The organism is Pannonibacter indicus, assembly GCF_001418225.1.
Classification (GTDB): Bacteria; Pseudomonadota; Alphaproteobacteria; order Rhizobiales; family Stappiaceae; genus Pannonibacter; species Pannonibacter indicus.
The window spans coordinates 1-19,695 of sequence record NZ_LIPT01000025.1 but is presented as its reverse complement, the minus strand read 5'-3'; the positions used below and the strand labels follow the sequence as shown (position 1 = coordinate 19,695).

The following is a 19,695-nucleotide window of genomic DNA, read 5'->3' as shown; positions in this document are numbered from 1 at the left end:
TCAGCTCGGAAACGCCGATCTGGCGAACGGCATCCGCCATCGCCATGCCTTGGCCGCGCAAAACCTCAACCTGCCGAAGCTTCGTGACGATCTCGTCGGGCTTGTGTCGCTTGTTTGCCATTGTGGTCCTCCTTCAGGGTCAAAACCATACTTCAAGGTGGACCCGTTCAATGGGGGTGGATCAGAATATTATCTGAATAATATCGAGAACATCAAAACGATTGATGATTTTCTGAAGGATACGCGTATCTTCAAGTATGCAATGAAGGCGTTTGGCCTTGAAGATATGGACTATGCCAAGGCCTTCATGAAGAAGGCGCTTGAGGAGGGCGTTGACGACAAGGCGGCCTTTGCCAACAAGCTGTCGGACAAGCGCTACGCCGAATTCGTGAAGACTTTCAACTTCGCCCGGTATGGCGATACGGCGACGTCCTTCGAGCGTGTCAAGAAGCCTGTCGTTGACAGCTATGTCCGCCAGACGCTCGAGGTGAATTCGGGCACCCAGAACGAGGCCATCCGCCTTGCACTCTATTTTGAGCGCAAGGCGGACAGCATTACAGGCCCCTTTGATATCCTGGCAGACAGGGCCCTTGCGAAGGTGGTCTATACATCGCTCGGCCTGCCGGAAAACTTTGCCATGGCGAACATCGACAAGCAGGCTGCCTTCCTGAAGCAGCGCCTGAACTTCGATGAGTTCAAGGATCCCGCAAAGCTCGACACTTTCCTGCGCCGCTTTGCCACCATGTGGGACTTCCAGAACGGCACCCCTGCAACCTCTTCAATTGCGACCCTCATCATGGCCGGGCCCGGATCGTCGGCTGCCATCGGTGAGAACCTTCTCTCCCAGATCCAGTCGCTCAGGCTCGGAGGACGTTGATCCATGCAGTCCGCACTTTATGTCGCCCTGTCGGCTCAGGTTGCTCTTTCCAACAGGCTGGAGACGGTCGCCCGGAACCTTGCCAACATGAACACGGCTGGCTACCGGGCGGATGAGGTGAAGTTCGCCGAAGTCCTGTCCAAGGCTGGGGCTGATCCGGTGAGCTTTGCCACGGCTGGTGAAACCTATATCTCCCGGCAGGCGGGCGGGGTGAGCAAGACCGACAATCCACTGGATCTGGCCGTCGATGGCGATGGCTGGTTTGCTATCCGCGCCGGAGCCACGGTTGCCTACACCCGTGACGGGCGCATGAAGATCGATGTGGACGGCGTTCTGCGCACGCTGAATGGCCATGACCTGCTGGATGCCGGCGGCCTGCCGATCCAGCTAGATCTCAATCAGGGTATGCCGCGCATCGGGCCGGATGGAACAGTGACGCAGGGCGAGGATATCGCCGGTGCTATCGGCCTGTTCCGCATTCCCGAAGATGCAAAGCTCCGCCGCTTCGAAAACTCCGGCGTCATCCCGGATCAGCCCGCAGAGCCGGTGCAGGCCTTTGATACGGCAAGCATCGTGCAAGGCTATACGGAAAGCTCCAACATCAATCCGATCCGTGAAATGACCAAGCTGATCATGCTGACCCGGGCCTTCGACAGCGCGACGAAGATGATCGACACCAGCAATGACACCCAGTCGCAGGCCGTGCGCGATCTGGGAGCGGTCTCGTGACGCCGCTGGGCGCTGTGCCGCCGGTCAAGCCGCAAGTGACCGCCGGCAGCGTCAATTCACCCCGTCTGACTGCGGATGCCTCAACCGGTGAAGACGGCAACGGCCTGGGGTTTCGCGATATCGTTGATATCATCAATCCTTTCCAGCATCTGCCGCTCATCGGTGAGATCTACCGGAATGTGACGGGGGACCAGATCTCCGGCGGGGCCCGCCATGCGGGTCACGCGCTTTATGGGCTGGCCCTCGGCGGTCCGCTTGGCATGGCCGGCATGCTTGGTTACGCCATGGCCGGTTCTGCCGTGGAAGGCGCCCTGCAAACGCCGGGCACAACGGAGAACACGGAAGCGGCTGTTGCGCGGGCTCCGGCTGAATTGGCCATTCCTTCAGCCAAGCCGCAAGTTCATGAGCTGGCTAATGACTCCGCTCCTGCGTCTTCACAAGGCACCGGAACAGATGATCCGCTGGGCATGCGCGTGGCCCGCTCGCGCGATGAGGCTGCGGCCGCACCGGTGAACCTCACGCGCTGGCTCACGGATCAGGCAAGCGTCGCAGTGCCTCTGGCCAAACCGTCGTCCGGCTCCGGGATGCCGGAGGCGCGGCCTCAGGATCAACCGGCCGCGCTGGATGCGGTTATCCAGCACCCGGCGAACCGTTTGCCGCTCGATGTGCTGGAAACCTTGCGCAACCGTCATAAGGATCTGATCCGCGATGCCCGCGCTTGACCGGCTGGCGCTTGCCGTTTCTGCAGCTTCCAAGGAAGTTGATCCGGTCCGCATTGGCGGCCGGGTCATTCAGGTGACACCTGGTGTCATTCGCGTCACCGGGCTGTCGCGTTCCGTCTGCATCGGTGATCTTGTGTCACTCGAAGGCAAGGGCGGCGAGCGGCGCGGCGAGATCATCCGCCTCGATGAGGATGATGTCTATGTGAAGCCCTACGGCAATCTGGCAGATATCGGCATCGGCGCCCGCGCCTGGCGCAAGGGCGCATTGACGGTGCATCCGCATCAGGCCTGGAAAGGCCGTGTGGTCAATGCGCTGGGGCAGGCGGCCGATGGCAAGGGACCCTTGCGCGCCAGCGCCGCAGCAATGTCCCTCGACAACGAGCCGCCGCAGATGCTGGAGCGCGCCCGCGCCCGCAAGCCGGTGCGCACGGGCGTCAAGGTCATTGACCTGTTTACGCCGCTTTGCGTTGGCCAGCGTATCGGCATCTTCGCAGGGTCCGGCGTCGGCAAGTCCACGTTGCTGGCCATGCTGGCGGGGTCGGGCGATTTCGACACCGTGGTCGTCGGCCTTGTGGGCGAGCGTGGACGCGAGGTGCGCGAGTTTGTCGAAGACGTGCTGGGCGATGCGCTGGAGCGGTCCGTTGTGGTCGTGGCGACCGGTGACGAGAGCGCCATGATGCGGCGTCTTGCCCCGCGCACGGCGATGAGTGTGGCCGAATATTTTCGGGGCCTCGGCCAGTCTGTGCTGCTGATCATCGATTCCGCGACGCGATTTGCACATGCGGCCCGCGATGTGGCGATGGCCGCCGGCGAACCGCCGGTCGCCCGCGGCTATACGCCAAGCGTTTTCTCCGACCTGACCCGCCTGCTGGAGCGGGCTGGCCCCGGGGCCGAAGGGGAGGGAGCGATTACCGGCGTCTTCTCGGTGCTGGTCGATGGCGACGATCACAATGATCCGGTGGCCGACACGATGCGCGGTGTGCTGGACGGGCATATCGTTCTCGACCGTGCAATCGCTGACGCCGGCCGCTATCCGGCAGTCAATATCCTGTCGTCTGTCTCCCGCCTGTCCCAGCATGCCTGGACACCGGAAGAGCGTGAGCTGATCATGCGGCTGAAAGCCATGATCTCGCGCTACGAAGACACCCGCGACCTGCGGTTGATGGGGGGATATCAGGCCGGCAGTGATCCCGCGCTCGACAAGGCCGTGCAACTGGTTCCGCGGATCTATGAGTTCCTGAGGCAGGACGCACGGGGCCTGCCATCGCCCGATCCATTCGGTGATCTGGCAAGAGCACTCTCTTCATAGAAGAAAATGACGCAACGGAAGAATAGGGTGGGCATGCCTCTTGCGTTGCTCAGGTTGTGTCATTATAATTTCACATGCGTTCCCTGATGTGAGGGCGCGTGAAGGTGCGAATCACAATATCTGATTGATTTGAAGTTTATCGATTTTTCCGCTTTGGTGCCGCAGTTTGGCATTTATATAAAATATTCAACCGCGATGTTACGGATTATACGCCAAAGTCACAACCTTTTCCGGCTGTAACTGCACGATACATTTGACGTAGGCGCTTCTACCCACTAACAGTTGGTTGCAAGGCTGTGTTGGGGAAAACACTATGTTCGTGATTGTCGACTCGCGGGAGATCGTAACGGCAGGTTATGCCGCCGGTTTCGAGCGTGAAGGTTTCGCCTGTATGGCACTGACCCCGGCTGAATTGCCGGACTGGATCAAGACAGCTTCCGAGGATGATCTCGCTTCGCTTGAGGCGTTTTTGCTAGGTGAATGCGAGGAGCGTCCTGATTTCCCGAGGTTGATCCGGTCCTATTGCGATCAAGCTCCCATTCTGGCTCTGGATGAGCGTCCGAGTCTCGACCAGACGCTGGAGCTTTTTGCCTGCGGCGTTGATGATGTGCTGCGCAAGCCCATCCACGTGCGTGAGATTCTCGCCCGTGTCGGCGCTATCCGCCGCCGGACGATGAGCGAGGCGGACAATCTCGAAGTCGGGCGCATCAAGGTTTTCTTTGACGGGCGGGATGCTATCGTCGGTGGAGAAGTGTTCGAGCTGCCGCGCCGCGAGCGCCGCATTCTTGAATATCTTGCCCGTAACCATGGCCGCCGTGTTACCAAGACCCAGATCTACAATGCGGTTTACGGCCTCATGAATGAGGAAGTAGACGAGTGCGTTGTCGAAAGCCACGTCTCCAAGCTCCGCAAGAAGCTCAAGGCGCGGCTCGGTTATGACCCGGTCGAATCCAAGCGCTACATCGGTTACATGCTGAAGGCTCAGCCTCAGGAAGCTGCTGCCCGTCCTGCGCAGGATGCCCGCCGCAGCGTTTCTGCGCCGATGGAACGCGTCTGAACTTTTCTTCTTTTCCCTTTCCTGGCTTGAGGGCTGCGGGTTGCTGACGGCAATCTGCAGTCCGCAGCTTGTGCGGGCCTGAACAGTTTTGTGCCTGCTGGCAAGTTGTCCCCAGCTGCTGGCGAACTCCGGGAAACCCCTTTAATTTCAGCTGCCACAACAGGGGGTGTTCCCGCATGTCTTCAATCCTGATCATTCAGGCCGGCACTCCGCCCGCGGATCTGCGCATGCAATGGGGCGAGCAGGGCGACTGGTTCCGCTCTGCGCTGGAAGGGCTGGGGCTGGATGTGTCCGTGGTGCGGCCGCATCTGGGTGAAGCGCTGCCGGAACCTGCTGAGGTGCGGAGTGCCGCCATCACCGGCTCCTGGTCCATGGTGAGCGGCCGAGAGGACTGGAGCGAGCGCACGGCAGACTGGATCCGCAGCGCCATGGCCGAAGACCTGCCGCTCTTCGGCGTCTGCTACGGACATCAGCTCATGGCCCATGCGCTGGGCGGCCGGGTGGATTATCATCCCGGCGGGCCGGAGGTCGGGCAGCTGCCGGTGACGCTCTCGGCCGCAGGACTTGCCGATACGGCCCTTGCCGGTGTGCCGCAGCAGTTCGATGTTTTCCTCACCCATGAGCAGAGCGTGCTGGAGCTGCCGGCCGGTGCAGAAGTGCTCGCACGTTCCGCCCATGATCCGCATCAGATCCTGCGCTATGGCCGCAATGCGCTGTCGGTGCAGTTCCATCCGGAGTTCTTCCCGGACCTGATGCGCAGCTGCATCGAGCGCCGCCGTTCGTCCTTCGAGGCGAAGGGAGCCGATGTCGAGGGACTGCTTGCGTCCGTGTCGGAGACGCCGGTGTCCCGGCAAATGCTGCGCCAGTTCTGCGCCGCCGCTGCCGGGAGAGTTTGACGGACTGGCGGACGCTTCAGGCGTGCACGTAATGCACGCCGGTGAACTGCCGCCGCAGGGCAGCTGTTTCCGCTGCCAGCGTTTCCGGTTTTCCGCCCGTCAGGGCTGCGGCGATCAATCTTGCGAGGTCCGGGGCGGTGGCAGGCGTCACGCCCCGGCGCACCAGTTCCGGCGTGCCGAAGCGCAGGCCGTTCATGTCCCCCTCGACCGGTGCAACCGGAAGCCCGATGCCGCTGGCAAGGAAGCCTGCCTTGCGCAGGGTTTTGGACGCCGCTTGTCCGCCGCCGAAGCTGGCTGCCTCCAGCGCGAACTGGTGGCTCTGTGTCATGCCGCGCGAAGTTTCAAAGACGGGCAGTCCTTCCGCCTTCAAGGCTGTGGCCAGTGCCAGAGACAGATCCGCCATGGCGCGGGTATAGGCGGGGCCGAAGTCGCGCCAGTCCAGCATGGTCAGCGCCAGCGCAGCGGATTTTCCGGCATCGAAATTGGCGGTCATGCCGGGGAAGGCGATGTGGTCCAGCCGCTCGGCTATCTGCGCGTCGCGGGTGACGATCAGGCCCCCGGCCGGACCGCCGAGGCTCTTGTAGGTGCTCATGGTCATCAGATGCGCGCCTTCGTCCAGCGGATTGGCCCAGACGCCGCCGGCAATCATTCCGCACTGATGCGCGGCATCGAATAGCACATGCGCCTCCACCTCATCGGCAATCGTGCGGATTTCCCTCACCGGATGGGGGAAAAGATTGAGGCTGCCGCCGATGGTGATCAGCCTCGGGCGCAGCTCCAGAGCGAGTTTGCGCAGGCCATCCAGATCCACCGTGTAGCCATCGGCCAGCACCGGCGCGGCATGGGTGATGAGGCCATAGAGCCCGGCGCAGCCGGCCGCGTGATGGGTGACATGGCCGCCGATAGAGCCGGGCGGGGCGATGATCACGTCGCCCGGCCTCGTCAGTGCCATGAAGCCATAGAGATTGGCCATGGCGCCGGAAGCGACGCGGATCTCCGCATGGGTGGCCTTGAAGACTTCGGCGGAGAGCTCGGCTGCAATAACCTCAATCTCCTCAATTGCCTCAAGCCCCATTTCATATTTGTCACCGGGGTATCCAAGGGAGGGCCGTCCGCCGAGGCCGCGGGCCTGGGCGGCTTCCGCGCGCGGGTTCATCACGTTGGTGGCCGGGTTGAGATTGAAGCATTCCTCGTCGTGGATGGCGAGGTTGCGGCGGATCAAAGCCTCGATCCGTTCTGCCGTTCCGGTGGAAGTCCCCCCGGCCGTGGCGGCTGCGATTTCCAGGACGCGGGTTTCACAAGGCTCGGGAACCCAGGGGCGGCGGACAAGGCTGGTCATGCTGATATCCTGTGAAGGAGCTTCGGTAACCCGAGGCTAGGGCGTCTTGCCGCTTGACGGCAACTCAGATCAAGGAAAATCTAGGCTTAGAAAAATTGAGGCTTAGCATGGCTGTCGCGCCGCCAAAACCACGGGATCTGCCGCTCAATGCCCTGCGTGCCTTCGAGGCGGCGGCGCGGCTTGGCTCCTTTGTTGCAGCCGCACAGGAGCTGGGCGTGACGCCGGGTGCGGTGACCGCCCATGTGAAGGCGCTGGAAAAGACGCTGGGGGCGGGCCTGTTCGAGCGCTCGCCGCGCGGGGTGAAGCTCACGCGGCTGGGAGAGCGGGTCAGCCCTGCCTTCACGTCGGCCTTTGACGCGCTGGCGGATGCGTCCCGCATTCTTCAGGCGGAAGCTGCGCCCCGGCAGGTGCATATCGCCACCTTACCATCGCTGGCCCAGCTCTGGCTCTCTCCGCGCCTGCCGGCCTTGCGCGCGGCGGCGCCCGAAATCTCGATCTCCATCACCGCCATGGAGCAGCCGCCCAATCTCAAGCGCGCCCCCTATGATCTGTGCCTCTTCTATGGCGGGGAGGCTGGCGGCTGGCTGGCGCGGGACGTGATTTTCCCTGTCTGTGCGCCTGCTCTTGCCGCGAGACTGGAGGGAGTGGACAGCCTGGCCGGAGTGCCCTGCCTGCAGGATGCCAGCTGGGCGGATGACTGGACCCTTTGGGCCTCCGTCCACGCGCCGCATGTGCCCTTGCGGGCTGGTCCGGTCTTTTCCCTTTATGCCCTGGCGCTGGAGGAGGCCATCAACGGCGCGGGGGTTCTGATCGGGCATGAGGCGCTGGTGGCGCGGCAACTGGCAGCAGGCACGCTGGTTGCGCCTTTTGCTGGAAGGGTTACTCTCCCGCGCGGGCTGCGGCTCTGGTCCGCCCGCCGCCCGGCACCGCGCAGCCCTGCCGCCCGGGTGCGGGACTGGCTTCTCTCCAGTGTTTGAGCCCGTCCAGCCATGCGCATTTACCTCTAAAAACCGCTATGAGAATAAACTGTTCACTGCTATAACAATCTCGATCCGCATGGATCGGGAGGGAGGACCCGATGCGTGAAGCAGTGAATGGAACGGATGTCATCCGCGTTGAGGAGCGCGAGGACATTGCTGTTCTGACATTCAACCGGCCCGAAAAGCGCAATGCCATGAGCGATGCTCTGGTGGATGCGCTGGACCGGTTCTTTTCAGCTCCGCCCGCCCATATCCGGGCCGTGGTGCTGACCGGCTCAGGCGGCCATTTCTGCTCCGGACTTGATCTGGCCGAGCACAAGGCGCGCTCCGGCGTGGACACGGTCTATCATTCCCGCAACTGGCACCGGGTCTCCGATCTCATCGAATATGGCCGTCTGCCGGTCATCTCGGCGATGACGGGCGCCGTGATTGGTGGCGGACTGGAGATTGCCGCCTCGACCCATGTGCGCATTGCCGAGCCTTCGGTGCGGTTCCAGCTGCCGGAGGGCCGCCGCGGCATCTTCGTTGGCGGGGGCGCCACGGTGCGCGTTGGCCGCCTGATCGGAGCCGACCGCATGCGGGAGATGATGCTCACCGGCCGCAGTTATGGCGCCGAAGAGGGGCTTTCCCTCGGCCTTGCCCATTATGTGGTGGGCGAGGGGGAGGCGCTGGACAAGGCGCTGGAAATCGCCGCCCGCGTAGCCGCCAATGCGCCGTTCTCCAACTATCTGATGATTCAGGCTCTTGGCCGTATCGATGATATGTCGAGGGGCGATGGCCTGTTCGTGGAGAGCCTTGCGGCGGCCATGTCGGTCACGACGCCGGATGCGCAGGAAGGCCTGAAGGCCTTTCTTGAAAAGAGGCCCCCCAGCTTCCGCTGAGGGTTCTGGAGGAGGAATGCACCGCAGCCGGGGTCCGGATGTGGTGAAACGGGAGGAAAGACATGAAGAAGCGTGGACTTGTTGCATTGATGGCCGCCGGGCTCATGGCCCTTTCGGCCCTGCCGTCTGCGGCACAGGAAGTTACCCTGCGCCTGCATCAGTTTCTGGCGCCTGTCGCGCCGGTTCCCTCGAAAATCCTGAAACCCTGGGGCGAGGAAATCACCCAGAAATCTGGCGGACGGATCAAGATCGAGCATTTTGACGCCATGTCTTTGGGCGGGCGTCCGCCGGAGTTGATCGACCAGGCACGCGATGGCGTCGTGGACATGATCATGACCATCGTCGGCTACACGCCGGGCCGTTTTCCGCGGACCGAAGTGTTCGAGCTGCCGTTCATGATGACCGATCCGGTCGCCACGTCGCTCGCTTTCTGGAACATGGTCGAGACCGACTTCCAGCAGAACGAATATCAGGATGTGAAGGTCCTTGGTGCATGGGTCCATGGCCCCGGCGTCATTCACTCCGTTGATCCGATCGCCAAGCTGGAAGACATGAAGGGCAAGACGATGCGCGGCCCGACCCGCGTCATCAACGATCTCCTGTCGGAGCTGGGCGCAACTCCGGTCGGCCTGCCGCTGCCGGGCATTCCCGAAGCCCTGTCGAAAGGTGTGATAAACGGCACGGTCATCCCATGGGAAGTTACTTCGTCGATCCGCCTGACCGAACTGGTCAAGAACCACACGGAATTCGGGGGTAAGGAAGCGCTCTACACGGCAACCATCGTTCTGGCAATGAACAAGGACAAGTACGAGTCCCTGCCTGCCGACCTGAGGGCAATCATTGACGCCGAGTCCGGGCCGAAGCTCTCTGCCTTTGCTGCAAAGGTCATGCATGAGTATGACACGCCGGCCCGCGAGCTTGCCGTCAAGGCCGGCAACAACATCATCACGCTCGATGAGGCGGAAGTGGCCCGCTGGAAAGAAGCGTCCCAGCCGGTGGTGGACCGCTGGGTTGCCGATATGCAGACCAAGGGCATCGACGGTCAGGCTCTCATCGATCAGGCCAAGAAGCTGATCGAGGAAAATACAGCCAAGTAACCCTGTTGGACCGGGCGGTGTCCGCCCGGTCCTTCCCGCCAGCAGGATGACGCACCGTGTATTCTCTCTATTTCAGAACCGCTGACTGGGTTGCGCGCGCGATGGCCTATCTGGGTGGTGGCGTCCTCATCGTCCTGACAGTGCTAGCCTGTGTCTCGATCATCGGCCGTATCCTGATCCCTTTCGGCCTGCAGCCGATCCGGGGCGACTATGAGTGGATCGAGATGGGTGTCGGCTTTGCCATTTTCGCCTTTCTGCCCTGGTGCCACCTCATGAGGGGCCATGCCAGCGTCGATCTGCTGCAGCCCGTCTATCCGGCCGTCATGAACCGGGTGCTTGATGTGCTCATCGACCTGGCGATGCTGGGGGCGGCGCTGGTGATCACCTGGCGCCTCTGGCTCGGCATGCATGACAAGATGCGTTATGCCGAGACCACCTTCATTCTGCAGTTTCCTGTCTGGCAGGCCTATGCGGCCGGTGTCGCCGGATGTGCAGCCTTCATTTATGTCGCCGTGTTCTGTGTTCTGCGCTCTGTCCGGGTGCTGACGGGCAGGACAGGGGGAGAAGCGGCAAATGTCTAATTTTGAGCTGGGGCTCTGGTCCTTTCCGGTTTTGCTGGTCCTGATCTTTCTGCGCTTTCCAATCGCCCTTGCCATGCTGGCGGTTGGGCTGGGCGGTGCCTGGATGGTGACGGGCAGCAACATGATGATGTTGAACCAGCTGAAGAACCTGACTTTCGGCACCTTCTCGAACTATTCGCTGTCGATCGTGCCGCTGTTCCTGCTGATGGGCCAGTTCGCGACCCTGTCCGGAATGTCGTCATCGCTCTTCGCTGCCGCCGCCTCCTTCCTGGGGCACCGGCGCGGCGGCGTCGCCATGTCGGCAATTGGCGCTTCGGCAGGCTTCGGCTCCATCTGCGGATCATCGCTCGCCACCGCTGCGACGATGGCTCAGGTCGCGCTGCCGGAACTGCGCCGCTATGGCTATCCCGGTTCCCTTTCCACCGGCGCGCTGGCGGCCGGCGGCACCCTGGGCATTCTCATCCCGCCGTCGGTGATCCTCGTCATCTATGCCATTCTGACCGAGCAGAACATTGCCAAACTGTTTGTCGCGGCGATGATGCCGGGCATTCTGGCCGCCACCGGCTACATCATTGCGATCGCCATCTGGGTCCGTGTGTCGCCTAATTCCGCCACCGTGCAGGAGCGCGTGCCGTGGTCCGGGCGTCTTGCTGCGCTGGTGAGCGTCTGGCCGGTGCTGACCATCTTCCTCGTGGTTGTCGGCGGCATCTATCTAGGCTTCTTTACCCCGACAGAGGCGGCTGCGGTTGGTGCTGCCGGTACTGGCATTGCAGCCGTCGCATCCGGCGGCATGAGCTGGCAGAAACTGCGCAAGGCCATTCTGTCCACGGCATCCTCCACTGCGATGATCTTCCTCATCGTTCTGGGCGCGGCGGTCTATAATGGCTTTCTCGCGCTCACCCAGCTGCCGCAGCTTTCGGCGCAGTGGGTCGGCAGTCAGGGTTTCTCGCCCTGGTTTGTGCTCGGCATCGTTCTGCTGATGTATCTGGTCTTCGGCTGCATCATGGATTCTCTGTCCATGGTTCTGCTGACGGTCCCGATCATCTATCCGGTGATGGCTGGCCTTGATTTCGGCATGTCGCCCGATGACTTCGGCCTGTGGTTCGGCATTCTGGTGCTGATCGTCGTCGAGGTTGGCCTGATCACACCACCGGTGGGGATGAATCTCTTCATCATCAACGGGCTCGCCAAGGATATCCCGATTGGCGATACCTTCCGCGGTGCCATGCCATTCGTGGTGACCGATCTCGTGCGCACCGTCATTCTCGTGCTGTTCCCGCCCATCACGCTGGCGCTGGTCTGGCTCATTTATTGACGGGCTAGGGCATACCGGACTTGCAAAGACGAACGGCGCGGAGTTGATCCGCGCCGTTCGTGTTTATCTGCCATGGAGCCGGCAAGAAGCCGTCAGCCGCCCTCGACGGAGCGGCGCACGCGCATCAGCAGCTCCAGCAGCTTGGCCCGCTCTTCCGGGGAAAGGACGGAGAAAATCCGCTCCTCATGGCCGAAGACGGCGGTCAGCGCCCGCTCGTAGACCGCCCGGCCTTCTTCTGTCGGGTGGAGCGCATAGGCGCGCCGGTCGCCCTCCACCGGCATGCGGTTCAAGAGGCCGCGCCTTTCCATGTCATCTATGATGGACACGAGGCCTGACCGCTCGATGCCCAGTTGCCGGGCGACTTCGCTTTGGGTGATGCCCGCAGATTCCACGCTCATGGACAACACGGAGAACATCCGCGGGGAAATGTCGTCATCCGTCAGCACCTGGCGGAAGTCATTCTGAACGAGAATATAAACCCGCTTCAGATTGTAGCCGATCAGCTGGTCAAGCTTTTCCATTGGCTCGGCTGTGACGGCAGCTGTTTCTGCCCCGCCGTTGCTGTTCTCCCCGTCTCCTGCCATGGTGCGGGTTTCCTCCGGTTCCCGGGCTGCTGCATCCCTTGCGTCTTGCAAGAAAAAGCACCGCCTGCTTAAGTTGTTTATGAGGTTAACAATATGCACTTCGCCGGAGGAAAGTCCATGCCCCAGCCCGCCAGCGCGCCCGTTGTCCTGCCGGTTCCGCAACTCGTTCATGTCTGCAATCTGGAGGTCGAACTTGCCCCCATCACGGAGATGGGCGCAGGGCGTGCGGGCCGGCGGCGGATCATACCCATCATTGGCGGAAAGGTGACGGGCCCGCGCCTCAGCGGCCGTATCCTGAACCTTGGTGCCGACTGGCAGACGATCTTCACTGATGGCCTTGCCGTACTGGACACGCGCTATGCGATGGAGACGGACGATGGTGCGGTGATCGAGATCATCAACTACGGCTTCCGCCATGGTCCGGCGGAGGTGCTGGCTGCCGTCGCACGGGGGGAAAGCGTGCCGCCGGGATCCTGTTACATGCGCACGCAGGCAAGGCTGGAAACGGGGGACACGCGCTATGGATGGGTCAACCGCACCCTGTTCGTGGGCACCGGCGCCCGCCCATGCCCGGGCTGTCACCGTATCTCTCTACGCCCTCGAATAGGCTGCAGGCCTGCCTCCGCGGGGGCTGGTATCAGAAGCCGCCAGCCTTGCGTTTGACGGTAGCCACCCTGTCAGCCTCGAAGGCAACCTGCCTGAACATCTTCAACAGGCTCTGGTCGATCTTGCGGCCCATGTCGACCAGAATGCCATAGGCCTGACGGGGGCTGAGGGCGGGCTTGTAGGCCCGTTTCTCGGTGAGGGCCGCATAGATGTCGCAGATGGTCAGCATCCGCACGCTGGGGCTGATTTCGTCGCCTTTGAGCCCGTCCGGATAGCCGCTGCCGTCGAGATATTCATAGTGGTGGGCGGCAATGTCGACCACTTCGTCAGAAATGCCTGGCTGACCTGTGAGCAGTTCGCGCGACTTGACCGGGTGCATCTTGATGGAGGCAAACTCCTCATCCGTCAGCTTGCCGGGCTTGTCGAGGATGGAGAGAGGGATGAAGACCTTGCCGACGTCATGCAGCAGCGCCGCAGTGCCGAGCCGCGCCCTTTCATCCGCCGTCATGCCCATCACACCGGCAAAGGCCAGCGCATAACCCGTCACCAGCATGGAATGGCAATAGGTGTGGCTGTGATGCATCTGCACGGCGGCCGTCCAGGCGTCCAGCCCCTCCACACGGAAGGACGACAGGGTCAGGTCGACGGCCCGGCCGATCTGTGCAGCCGGAAAGGGTTCATCCGAAATGGCGGAGGTGATGCAATCACCGAGCGCCCGGCTTACAGCCTGCACAGACTTGCGCGTTGCCGGCGGCACATCTGCCGGAATGACGGGCATGCTGTAGGAGCCGAGCAGGCGTTCCACCTCCTGCAGCACGGCCCTCACCGGGCGGATACGGGACCATATGAGCGTGGTGCCAAGCGCATTCGCCTGCACTTGATCCCGGCGGTTGTTGGGCCGCACCAGCGCGATGCTCGTGACATTGCGCGTCTCGGACAGCGCCATGCGAACCGTCTCCATGTCGGCTTCGTCCGCTTCGGCAAGATCAATCAGGACCAGATCGGCAGCGAAAAGGCCGGCACGGTGCGCATCCCCGTGCTCAAACAGCTCGGCTGGATAAAACTGGCCGAGCTTGTGCAGGATGAGAGGGCAATGATCGAGGTTTTTAACGAGCATGACTATCCTGAACACGGCCCGTTTCTCCCAAAATTTAGCAATCTTGATGTATATGGTGACCTCTAAGTTTCAGTAAATTCACTTGAAGAATCCAAGTTATTTCCCAAGGTTCCTGCTTCTCGGGCAGCTTGCATTCTGTACAGGGCGAGGTGTTCCGGCACGGGCCTGCCTGTCCCAATGCCGGTGATGCTGGCGGCGGCGGCACGGTCCCGCATGACGCCAAGTTTCAACAGGTGTTGATGCAGGTGCGCAGGATTGGCCACTTTGCAGGGCTAAGGCTGCAAACGGCAGATTTCATGGAAAAAATGCGTTTGCCTAGGCCGGAAGCTTCATGCTGTATCGTCGGGGCCGCGCAGGGCGTCGCTCAACCGGGACCGGTTCTCCTCTGCGCGGCCTTGTCCTTGAGAAGCGTGCGGCGGCGGGAGTGTAATGCTCCGGAAGCGGCAGGACCCCGGCCTCACAGTTTTGCTGCATCGGTTTGCCATGACATTCAGCCAGTTTCAGCTCCAGTTCCTTTCCCGGTTCAGGATGACCTTTTTCATTGAAGGTGCCAGGGACCGGAGCAGGCAGGCGTGGTCATGAAAGCGCATCTGCGGTCCATCACCGCCGGCCTTACGGCGGGTCTCGACAATCTGGGCACGGGCGTCGCCTTTGCGGCGCTGCTCTTTGCCGGGCCGCTGGCGGCCGGGCTTGGCATGGGGGTGGCGGTGCTGCTGCTCAGCGGCGTCATCCTGTCGGTCCATATCGCGCTGCGCAGTCCCTATGTGGGCAATGTGGCCTTGGTGCAGGAAACCGGCATCGCCATTCTCTCCGCCTCCATGGCGGGCATTCTTGCGGGCATGGAAGGGCAGGAGACGGACCGGCAGATTGCGACGATCCTTGCCATTCTGGGCGCCAGCACCATGGTGACCGGGGTGATGTTCCTGCTGTTCGGCCGGCTGCGGCTCGGTACGCTGGTGCGGTTTCTGCCCTATCCGGTCATTGCCGGGTTTCTCTCGGGCACCGGCTGGCTGCTGATCGAGGGGGCGCTCGTCATGGTGACGGGGGAGCACAGCCTTGCCGCCATCGCATCAGGTTTCGCGGCGGATCTGTCTGCCAGTGTGAAAGACCCCATATTCCTCGGCGCCCTGCTGCCCGCTGTGCTGATGGCGCTGGTGCTTTCGGTCAGCCTTGTCCGCCTGCCGCATCCGCTGACCATGCCGCTGGCTCTGGCCGGCGCCATTGCCGCATTCTATGCGGTGCTGGCCGCAGCCGGCATCTCGGCGGATCAGGCTCGTGCCTGGACATGGCTGCCGGATATTCCGGCCGATGCCATGGTCAGCCTGCCCTCACCACTCTGGATCGTGGGGCAGGCGGACTGGGCGGCCGTCGTTCAGGCTATCCCGGTCATGTTCGGCATCGCCATCCTCAACATCATTGGACTGCTGCTCAACACCAGCGGGCTGGAGGCGGCTTTCGGCCGGGAAGTGGATGCCAATGCGGAGCTGCGCGAGAGCGGCGTTGCCAATCTTCTCGCCGGGTGTTTCGGCGGCGCGCCGGGCTATACCGGCCTCAGCCTCACCTTGCTCGCCGCTAAAATGCAGGCGGCAACCCGGCTGACAGGCATTTCTGCCGGGGTGATCCTGCTCATCAGCCTTTCCTTTGCCGGGACGCTCGCTGCCGCCATGCCCGGGTTCCTCGCCGCGGGGCTGATGATGTTTCTGGGCGCGGAACTGATTTACCACTGGGCCTTCGCTGCCCGCCGCAAGCTGCCGCAGGGCGAATGGCTGATTGTTCTGGCCATTCTCGCCTCCATTGCCGTGCTGGGCTTCCTCTATGGCCTGATGCTGGGGCTGGCCTTCTCGGTGGTCATGTTCGTTTACAATTATGCCCGCCTGCCGGTGGTGCGCACGGCTGCCGATGGCCGCCAGCTGCGCAGCGGTGTGGACCGTTCGGCAGAAGCCGTGCGCGCGCTCGACCGGCAAGGGGAGCAGATCCATGTGCTGCGCCTGCAGGGCTACCTCTTCTTCGGCACGATGGAGCAGGTTGTGGCCCGCGTGCGCAAGCGGGCTGGTCAGGCCTCCGGCACGCCGCTGCGGTTTCTCATCATCGATCTCAGCGGCATGAGCGGCATGGACTCCGCCGCGGCTGCCGGTTTTGCCAAGATCCACGGTATGACGGAGCGGGCAGGCGTGCGCCTGATCTTCAGCGCGATGCCGCAGAGCGTTGCCGCAGCGCTGGCCCGTTCCGGTCTGAATACGGGAGCCGGAGCAGGAGACAGCGCGCATTGTGTCACCTGTGCCGCCGATCTCGATCATGCACTGGAACTGTGCGAGGACGCGCTGCTGGTGGAGGAAAAGCTGCTCCCTGCCGGGGCGGAGATATCCCATCACCTGGAATCGATCCTGGGACCGCATCCGCGCCTTGCCGATCTTGCAGGCGCCATGGAGCGGCTGGAGCTGGAGCCGGGCACGGCGCTGATCCGGGCGGGCGACCCGGCCGATGACTTTTTCCTTGTCGGAGAAGGCCGCGTGCGTGTGGAAATGACGCTTCCCGATGGCCGAAGCCTGCGCCTGCGCACCATGACGGCCGGCGCGGTGGTGGGGGAGGTCGGCCACTGCCTCAACGGTAAGCGCACTGCCGATGTGGTGGTGGAAAGCCCCGCCACCGTTTACCGTCTTTGCCGGGCAGATCTTGAGAAGCTGGAGCACACCGACAGCGAGCTCGCCCTCCTCTTCCACCGCCTGCTTGCCGTCACCCTTGCCGAAAAGCTGGTGCTTGCCAACAAGATGGTGCAGTTGGCGCATGGGTGACCATGCAGGCCGGGCACTGGACGGACCTGTAGGGCGTAGCGTTTTTGCCAGCCATCCTGTCCTCCATCGGAGAGGTCCCGGTCATCCTTGCCGGCCGCTGTTCAATGCAGCAACCTTCGCTGTCCGGGCCAGTCTTTCATACGTCATCTTCCAGCGGAATTTCGCGGCCACGCATGCTGCGGATCCGGGCAGACAAGGCAGCTTCCACATGCGCACGCATGGCCGCCTCAGCGCCCGCGCCATCGCGGACCTCAAGGGCGGCCAGCACCGCCGCATGTTCGGCCACGGCCAGCGCAGCGCGCTCCGGATCTGACAGGGTGCTGGGGCCGAGAATGAGCAGGGTCTTCTGCAGGGCACTGATCGACTTCAGCAGAAACCGGTTGCGTGCCGCATCGAACAGGGTGCGGTGAAACTGCCGGTTCAGCTCGCGGGCCTGCGGGCCAGCAGGCGCGGCCGCCAGCTCGTTGTTGAGGGCGGCGAGTTCCGCCAGCTCGATGCTTGAGGCCGCGCGTGCGGCGAGCCGTGCCGCCGTGCCTTCCAGCACCGCCCGCATTTCATAAAGCTCGACCACTTCCGCATGATCCAGCGTGCGGATCGAGGCGCCCTGCCGGGGCAGGTGAACGACGAGGCCGTCCGCTTCCAGCTGCCGGATGGCCTCGCGGACGGGCGTGCGGCTGATGCCCAGCCGCTCGGCCAGCTCGGTCTCGCGAAGGCGCATGCCGGGGGCCAGGCCGCCATCGCGGATGTCTTCCAGCAAGCGGCGGTAGGCCGCCTGGCCCTGCGGGATTTCGCTGTCTTCAGCCATCGGGTGAACTCGCTTGTATCTTTTGGTATCCGACTGTATACATTTGGATGCAAGAAAGCGCAAGGAGGCAGATGTGCCGGCGGATCTGACAAGAAGCATGACAAAAAGGATGATGACGCTCGCCATTGCGGGGCTGGGTGTGGCGGTGTTCTATGTGCTCGGTCTGCCGCTGCCTTTTCTCTTTGGCCCGATGGCCGCATGCCTGCTGGCGGCCCTGTCCGGTGCACCGCTGAAGGGCATGGGCACGGTCTCTGTTCTGGCACGGACGGTCCTGGGCGTTGCCGTGGGGGCCTCCATCACACCGGAGGTGGTCGGACGCATTCCCCAGATGGCCGGCAGCGTTGCCCTGGTTCCGGTATATGTGGCGGTGATCGGGGCTGTCGGCGTGCCCTTCTTCCGGCGCCTCGGCTATGATCCGGTGACGGCCTGGTACGCGGCGATGCCCGGCGGCCTGCAGGACATGGTGATTTTCGGTCAAGAGGCCGGGGCGAATGTCCGGGCGCTGGCCCTCATTCATGCCACCCGCGTTCTGGTCATTGTCACCCTGGCACCCATCATTCTGACCACCCTTTATGGGGCCAGTCTCTCGGGCGCCGTCGGCGCTCCGATGCGGGATCTGCCGGTGATCGAGCTTCTGCTGATGGCTGCGGCAGCTGTGATTGGGTGGAAAGGCGGGGAGCGGATCGGGCTGTTCGGCGCGTCGATCCTGGGGCCGATGATCGTGACCGCAGTCCTGTCGTTGAGCGGTCTCATTCACAGCCGCCCGCCCGCGGAAGTCATTCTCGGTGCGCAGCTGTTCATCGGCATGGGGATTGGTGTTCAGTACATGGGGGTGACGCTGCGCGAGCTGCGCAGCTTCATCCTGTCCGGCCTTGCTTTCGTCGTGCTGCTGGCCGGGCTTGCGGCCATCTTCACCGAAATTGTCACGCTCTCAGGCCTGGCTCAGCCGGTGGAAGGCTTCCTCGCCTTTGCACCGGGCGGACAGGCGGAGATGACGGTGCTGTCGATTGTCGCCGGTGCTGATCTTGGCTTCGTCATCCTGCACCATCTGACCCGCATCGTCATCGTGATCCTGGGCGCGCCGGTTGCGGCGCGCCTCTTTGGGGTCAAAGCACCTCCGGATTGACCAGGTGCACCGGCTTGCCGGCGGCAAAGGCATTGACCTGATCGAACACGTCGGCAAACTGCAGGTCAAACTCCTCCTCCGTGACAAAGCCGATGTGCGGCGTTGCGATCACGCGCGGATGTGACAGCACCGGGTCGCCGGCATCGGTCAGCGGCTCTTCGTCGAATACATCCAGCGCCGCAAGTCCGGGACGGCCCGCGTCCAGTGCGGCCCGCAGGGCGCCGGGGGCGATCAGCCCGGCCCGTGCGGTGTTCACCAGAATGGAGCGGGGCTGCATCAGGGCAAGGTCTGCGGCCGTGATGATGCCCTTTGTGTCCGGCGTCAGGCCAGCGTCTCGCGGTCCTGAGGCAGGTCTTCCCGCCGGAAATAGGGGCCGCGCGAGGTGCCGCCAAGGCAAAAATGGAAGGGAATGGCTGTCTGCGCCATCTTGATCTCCTGAAGCCTTGGCAATTTTGGAGATATCAAGCCTGTCGGAAATGGTGTGAGTGAAGCTCGAATCGACTATGGGCCGGGAGACCGCCTCTATTTCGTACGACAGGGCGATGTTGTTGTGGTGATGCTCTGTGGAGGCGACAAAGGTAACCAGAAACGGGACATCTCCGCAGCCAAAGCAATGACAAAGGAGCTATAGAATGCCACTGGAAACAAAGCATCTTCTTACGACAGAAGAACTGACCTGCCACTGAACTGTCATCCAAATGATCTGCTCTTCCGTGAACCGCTTCCGCTTCATCTGTCCGTCCTTCAATCGAGGGCCGGACTCTAATCTCAGATGGAGGAAAAACTCAGTGGCAGATCCACAGGGATTGCTGCCAGACGGCGGCATACATCCAGCCATCGCGCTTGGTCACCTCCAGAAGACTGGCGCCAAGCTGAGATGAC

General features: G+C 62.7%; 19 protein-coding genes and 2 pseudogenes. 15 read left to right on the top strand and 6 right to left on the bottom strand.

Annotated elements, in window-relative coordinates:
* A pseudogene (locus ASC48_RS20055) lies at positions 1-121 on the bottom strand (IS3 family transposase); the annotation flags it as partial.
* A 141-nt stretch (positions 122-262) separates the two neighbouring features.
* On the opposite strand from ASC48_RS20055, the gene ASC48_RS18790 reads away from it, so the two are divergent.
* The 6 genes from ASC48_RS18790 (at position 263) to ASC48_RS18765 (ending at position 5,590) form a co-directional block, all read left to right on the top strand.
* Positions 263-877, top strand: coding sequence for a DUF1217 domain-containing protein (locus ASC48_RS18790; protein ID WP_208975830.1), 615 nt, complete (start codon positions 263-265; stop codon positions 875-877).
* A gap of 3 nt (positions 878-880) precedes the next feature.
* The gene (gene flgF / locus ASC48_RS18785; protein ID WP_055457208.1) at positions 881-1,606 is read left to right on the top strand and encodes a flagellar basal-body rod protein FlgF; all 726 of its coding nucleotides are present in this window, start codon (positions 881-883) and stop codon (positions 1,604-1,606) included.
* The gene (locus ASC48_RS18780; RefSeq protein ID WP_055457207.1) at positions 1,603-2,328 is read left to right on the top strand and encodes a hypothetical protein; all 726 of its coding nucleotides are present in this window, start codon (positions 1,603-1,605) and stop codon (positions 2,326-2,328) included. The genes flgF and ASC48_RS18780 overlap by 4 nt, the downstream gene beginning before the upstream one ends.
* The gene (gene fliI, locus ASC48_RS18775) at positions 2,315-3,637 is read left to right on the top strand and encodes a flagellar protein export ATPase FliI (protein WP_055457206.1); all 1,323 of its coding nucleotides are present in this window, start codon (positions 2,315-2,317) and stop codon (positions 3,635-3,637) included. Before ASC48_RS18780 ends, fliI begins: the two co-directional genes overlap by 14 nt.
* 313 nt (positions 3,638-3,950) lie before the next feature.
* Positions 3,951-4,694: a response regulator transcription factor gene (locus ASC48_RS18770; RefSeq protein WP_055457205.1), complete on the top strand. Its 744-nt coding sequence runs from the start codon at positions 3,951-3,953 to the stop codon at positions 4,692-4,694.
* 176 nt (positions 4,695-4,870) lie between these two features.
* Entirely contained in the window at positions 4,871-5,590 is a 720-nt protein-coding gene (locus tag ASC48_RS18765; RefSeq protein WP_055457204.1) for a glutamine amidotransferase, read from the top strand.
* A gap of 16 nt (positions 5,591-5,606) precedes the next feature.
* On the opposite strand, the gene ASC48_RS18760 is transcribed toward ASC48_RS18765, so the two are convergent.
* Positions 5,607-6,929, bottom strand: a complete 1,323-nt coding sequence (locus tag ASC48_RS18760) for a serine hydroxymethyltransferase (RefSeq protein WP_055457203.1) — start codon at positions 6,927-6,929, stop codon at positions 5,607-5,609.
* 107 nt (positions 6,930-7,036) lie between these two features.
* Between ASC48_RS18760 and ASC48_RS18755 the strand changes: the two genes are divergently transcribed.
* From ASC48_RS18755 to ASC48_RS18735, 5 genes are all read left to right on the top strand, one after another.
* Positions 7,037-7,906, top strand: coding sequence for a LysR family transcriptional regulator (locus tag ASC48_RS18755; RefSeq protein WP_055457202.1), 870 nt, complete (start codon positions 7,037-7,039; stop codon positions 7,904-7,906).
* A gap of 101 nt (positions 7,907-8,007) precedes the next feature.
* On the top strand, positions 8,008-8,790 hold the full coding sequence (locus ASC48_RS18750) for a crotonase/enoyl-CoA hydratase family protein (RefSeq protein WP_055457201.1): 783 nt from the start codon (positions 8,008-8,010) through the stop codon (positions 8,788-8,790).
* Positions 8,791-8,852: 62 nt separating this feature from the next.
* On the top strand, positions 8,853-9,887 hold the full coding sequence (locus ASC48_RS18745; RefSeq protein ID WP_055457200.1) for a TRAP transporter substrate-binding protein: 1,035 nt from the start codon (positions 8,853-8,855) through the stop codon (positions 9,885-9,887).
* A gap of 56 nt (positions 9,888-9,943) precedes the next feature.
* Positions 9,944-10,468 carry a TRAP transporter small permease gene (locus ASC48_RS18740; RefSeq protein ID WP_082440194.1) on the top strand — a complete coding sequence of 175 codons (525 nt, stop codon included), beginning with the start codon at positions 9,944-9,946 and terminating at the stop codon, positions 10,466-10,468.
* The gene (locus ASC48_RS18735; RefSeq protein WP_055457199.1) at positions 10,461-11,783 is read left to right on the top strand and encodes a TRAP transporter large permease; all 1,323 of its coding nucleotides are present in this window, start codon (positions 10,461-10,463) and stop codon (positions 11,781-11,783) included. Before ASC48_RS18740 ends, ASC48_RS18735 begins: the two co-directional genes overlap by 8 nt.
* Before the next feature lie 92 nt (positions 11,784-11,875).
* On the opposite strand, the gene ASC48_RS18730 is transcribed toward ASC48_RS18735, so the two are convergent.
* Positions 11,876-12,367 (bottom strand): MarR family winged helix-turn-helix transcriptional regulator, encoded by a 492-nt coding sequence (locus tag ASC48_RS18730; RefSeq protein WP_055457198.1) that lies wholly within the window; start codon positions 12,365-12,367, stop codon positions 11,876-11,878.
* A 117-nt stretch (positions 12,368-12,484) separates the two neighbouring features.
* Here ASC48_RS18730 and ASC48_RS18725 point away from each other — a divergent pair, with 117 nt between their 5' ends.
* Entirely contained in the window at positions 12,485-13,030 is a 546-nt protein-coding gene (locus ASC48_RS18725; RefSeq protein WP_141659023.1) for a DUF3237 domain-containing protein, read from the top strand.
* Here ASC48_RS18725 and ASC48_RS18720 read toward each other — a convergent pair.
* Positions 13,005-14,090 (bottom strand): HD-GYP domain-containing protein, encoded by a 1,086-nt coding sequence (locus ASC48_RS18720; RefSeq protein ID WP_055457197.1) that lies wholly within the window; start codon positions 14,088-14,090, stop codon positions 13,005-13,007. The genes ASC48_RS18725 and ASC48_RS18720 overlap by 26 nt on opposite strands.
* A gap of 578 nt (positions 14,091-14,668) precedes the next feature.
* Here ASC48_RS18720 and ASC48_RS18715 point away from each other — a divergent pair.
* Positions 14,669-16,882: a SulP family inorganic anion transporter gene (locus ASC48_RS18715; RefSeq protein WP_055457196.1), complete on the top strand. Its 2,214-nt coding sequence runs from the start codon at positions 14,669-14,671 to the stop codon at positions 16,880-16,882.
* A gap of 136 nt (positions 16,883-17,018) precedes the next feature.
* Here ASC48_RS18715 and ASC48_RS18710 read toward each other — a convergent pair whose 3' ends face one another.
* Positions 17,019-17,687: a GntR family transcriptional regulator gene (locus ASC48_RS18710; protein ID WP_055457195.1), complete on the bottom strand. Its 669-nt coding sequence runs from the start codon at positions 17,685-17,687 to the stop codon at positions 17,019-17,021.
* Between the two features lie 97 nt (positions 17,688-17,784).
* Here ASC48_RS18710 and ASC48_RS18705 point away from each other — a divergent pair, with 97 nt between their 5' ends.
* Positions 17,785-18,813 (top strand): AbrB family transcriptional regulator, encoded by a 1,029-nt coding sequence (locus ASC48_RS18705; RefSeq protein ID WP_055457210.1) that lies wholly within the window; start codon positions 17,785-17,787, stop codon positions 18,811-18,813.
* Here ASC48_RS18705 and ASC48_RS20050 read toward each other — a convergent pair.
* A complete protein-coding gene (locus ASC48_RS20050; RefSeq protein ID WP_244270116.1) occupies positions 18,794-19,090 on the bottom strand; it encodes an NAD(P)-dependent oxidoreductase in 297 nt (98 codons plus the stop codon). The genes ASC48_RS18705 and ASC48_RS20050 overlap by 20 nt on opposite strands.
* A 168-nt stretch (positions 19,091-19,258) precedes the next feature.
* Between ASC48_RS20050 and ASC48_RS19425 the strand changes: the two are divergent.
* A pseudogene (locus tag ASC48_RS19425) lies at positions 19,259-19,444 on the top strand (type II toxin-antitoxin system RelE/ParE family toxin); the annotation flags it as partial.
* Positions 19,445-19,695: the final 251 nt, after the last annotated feature.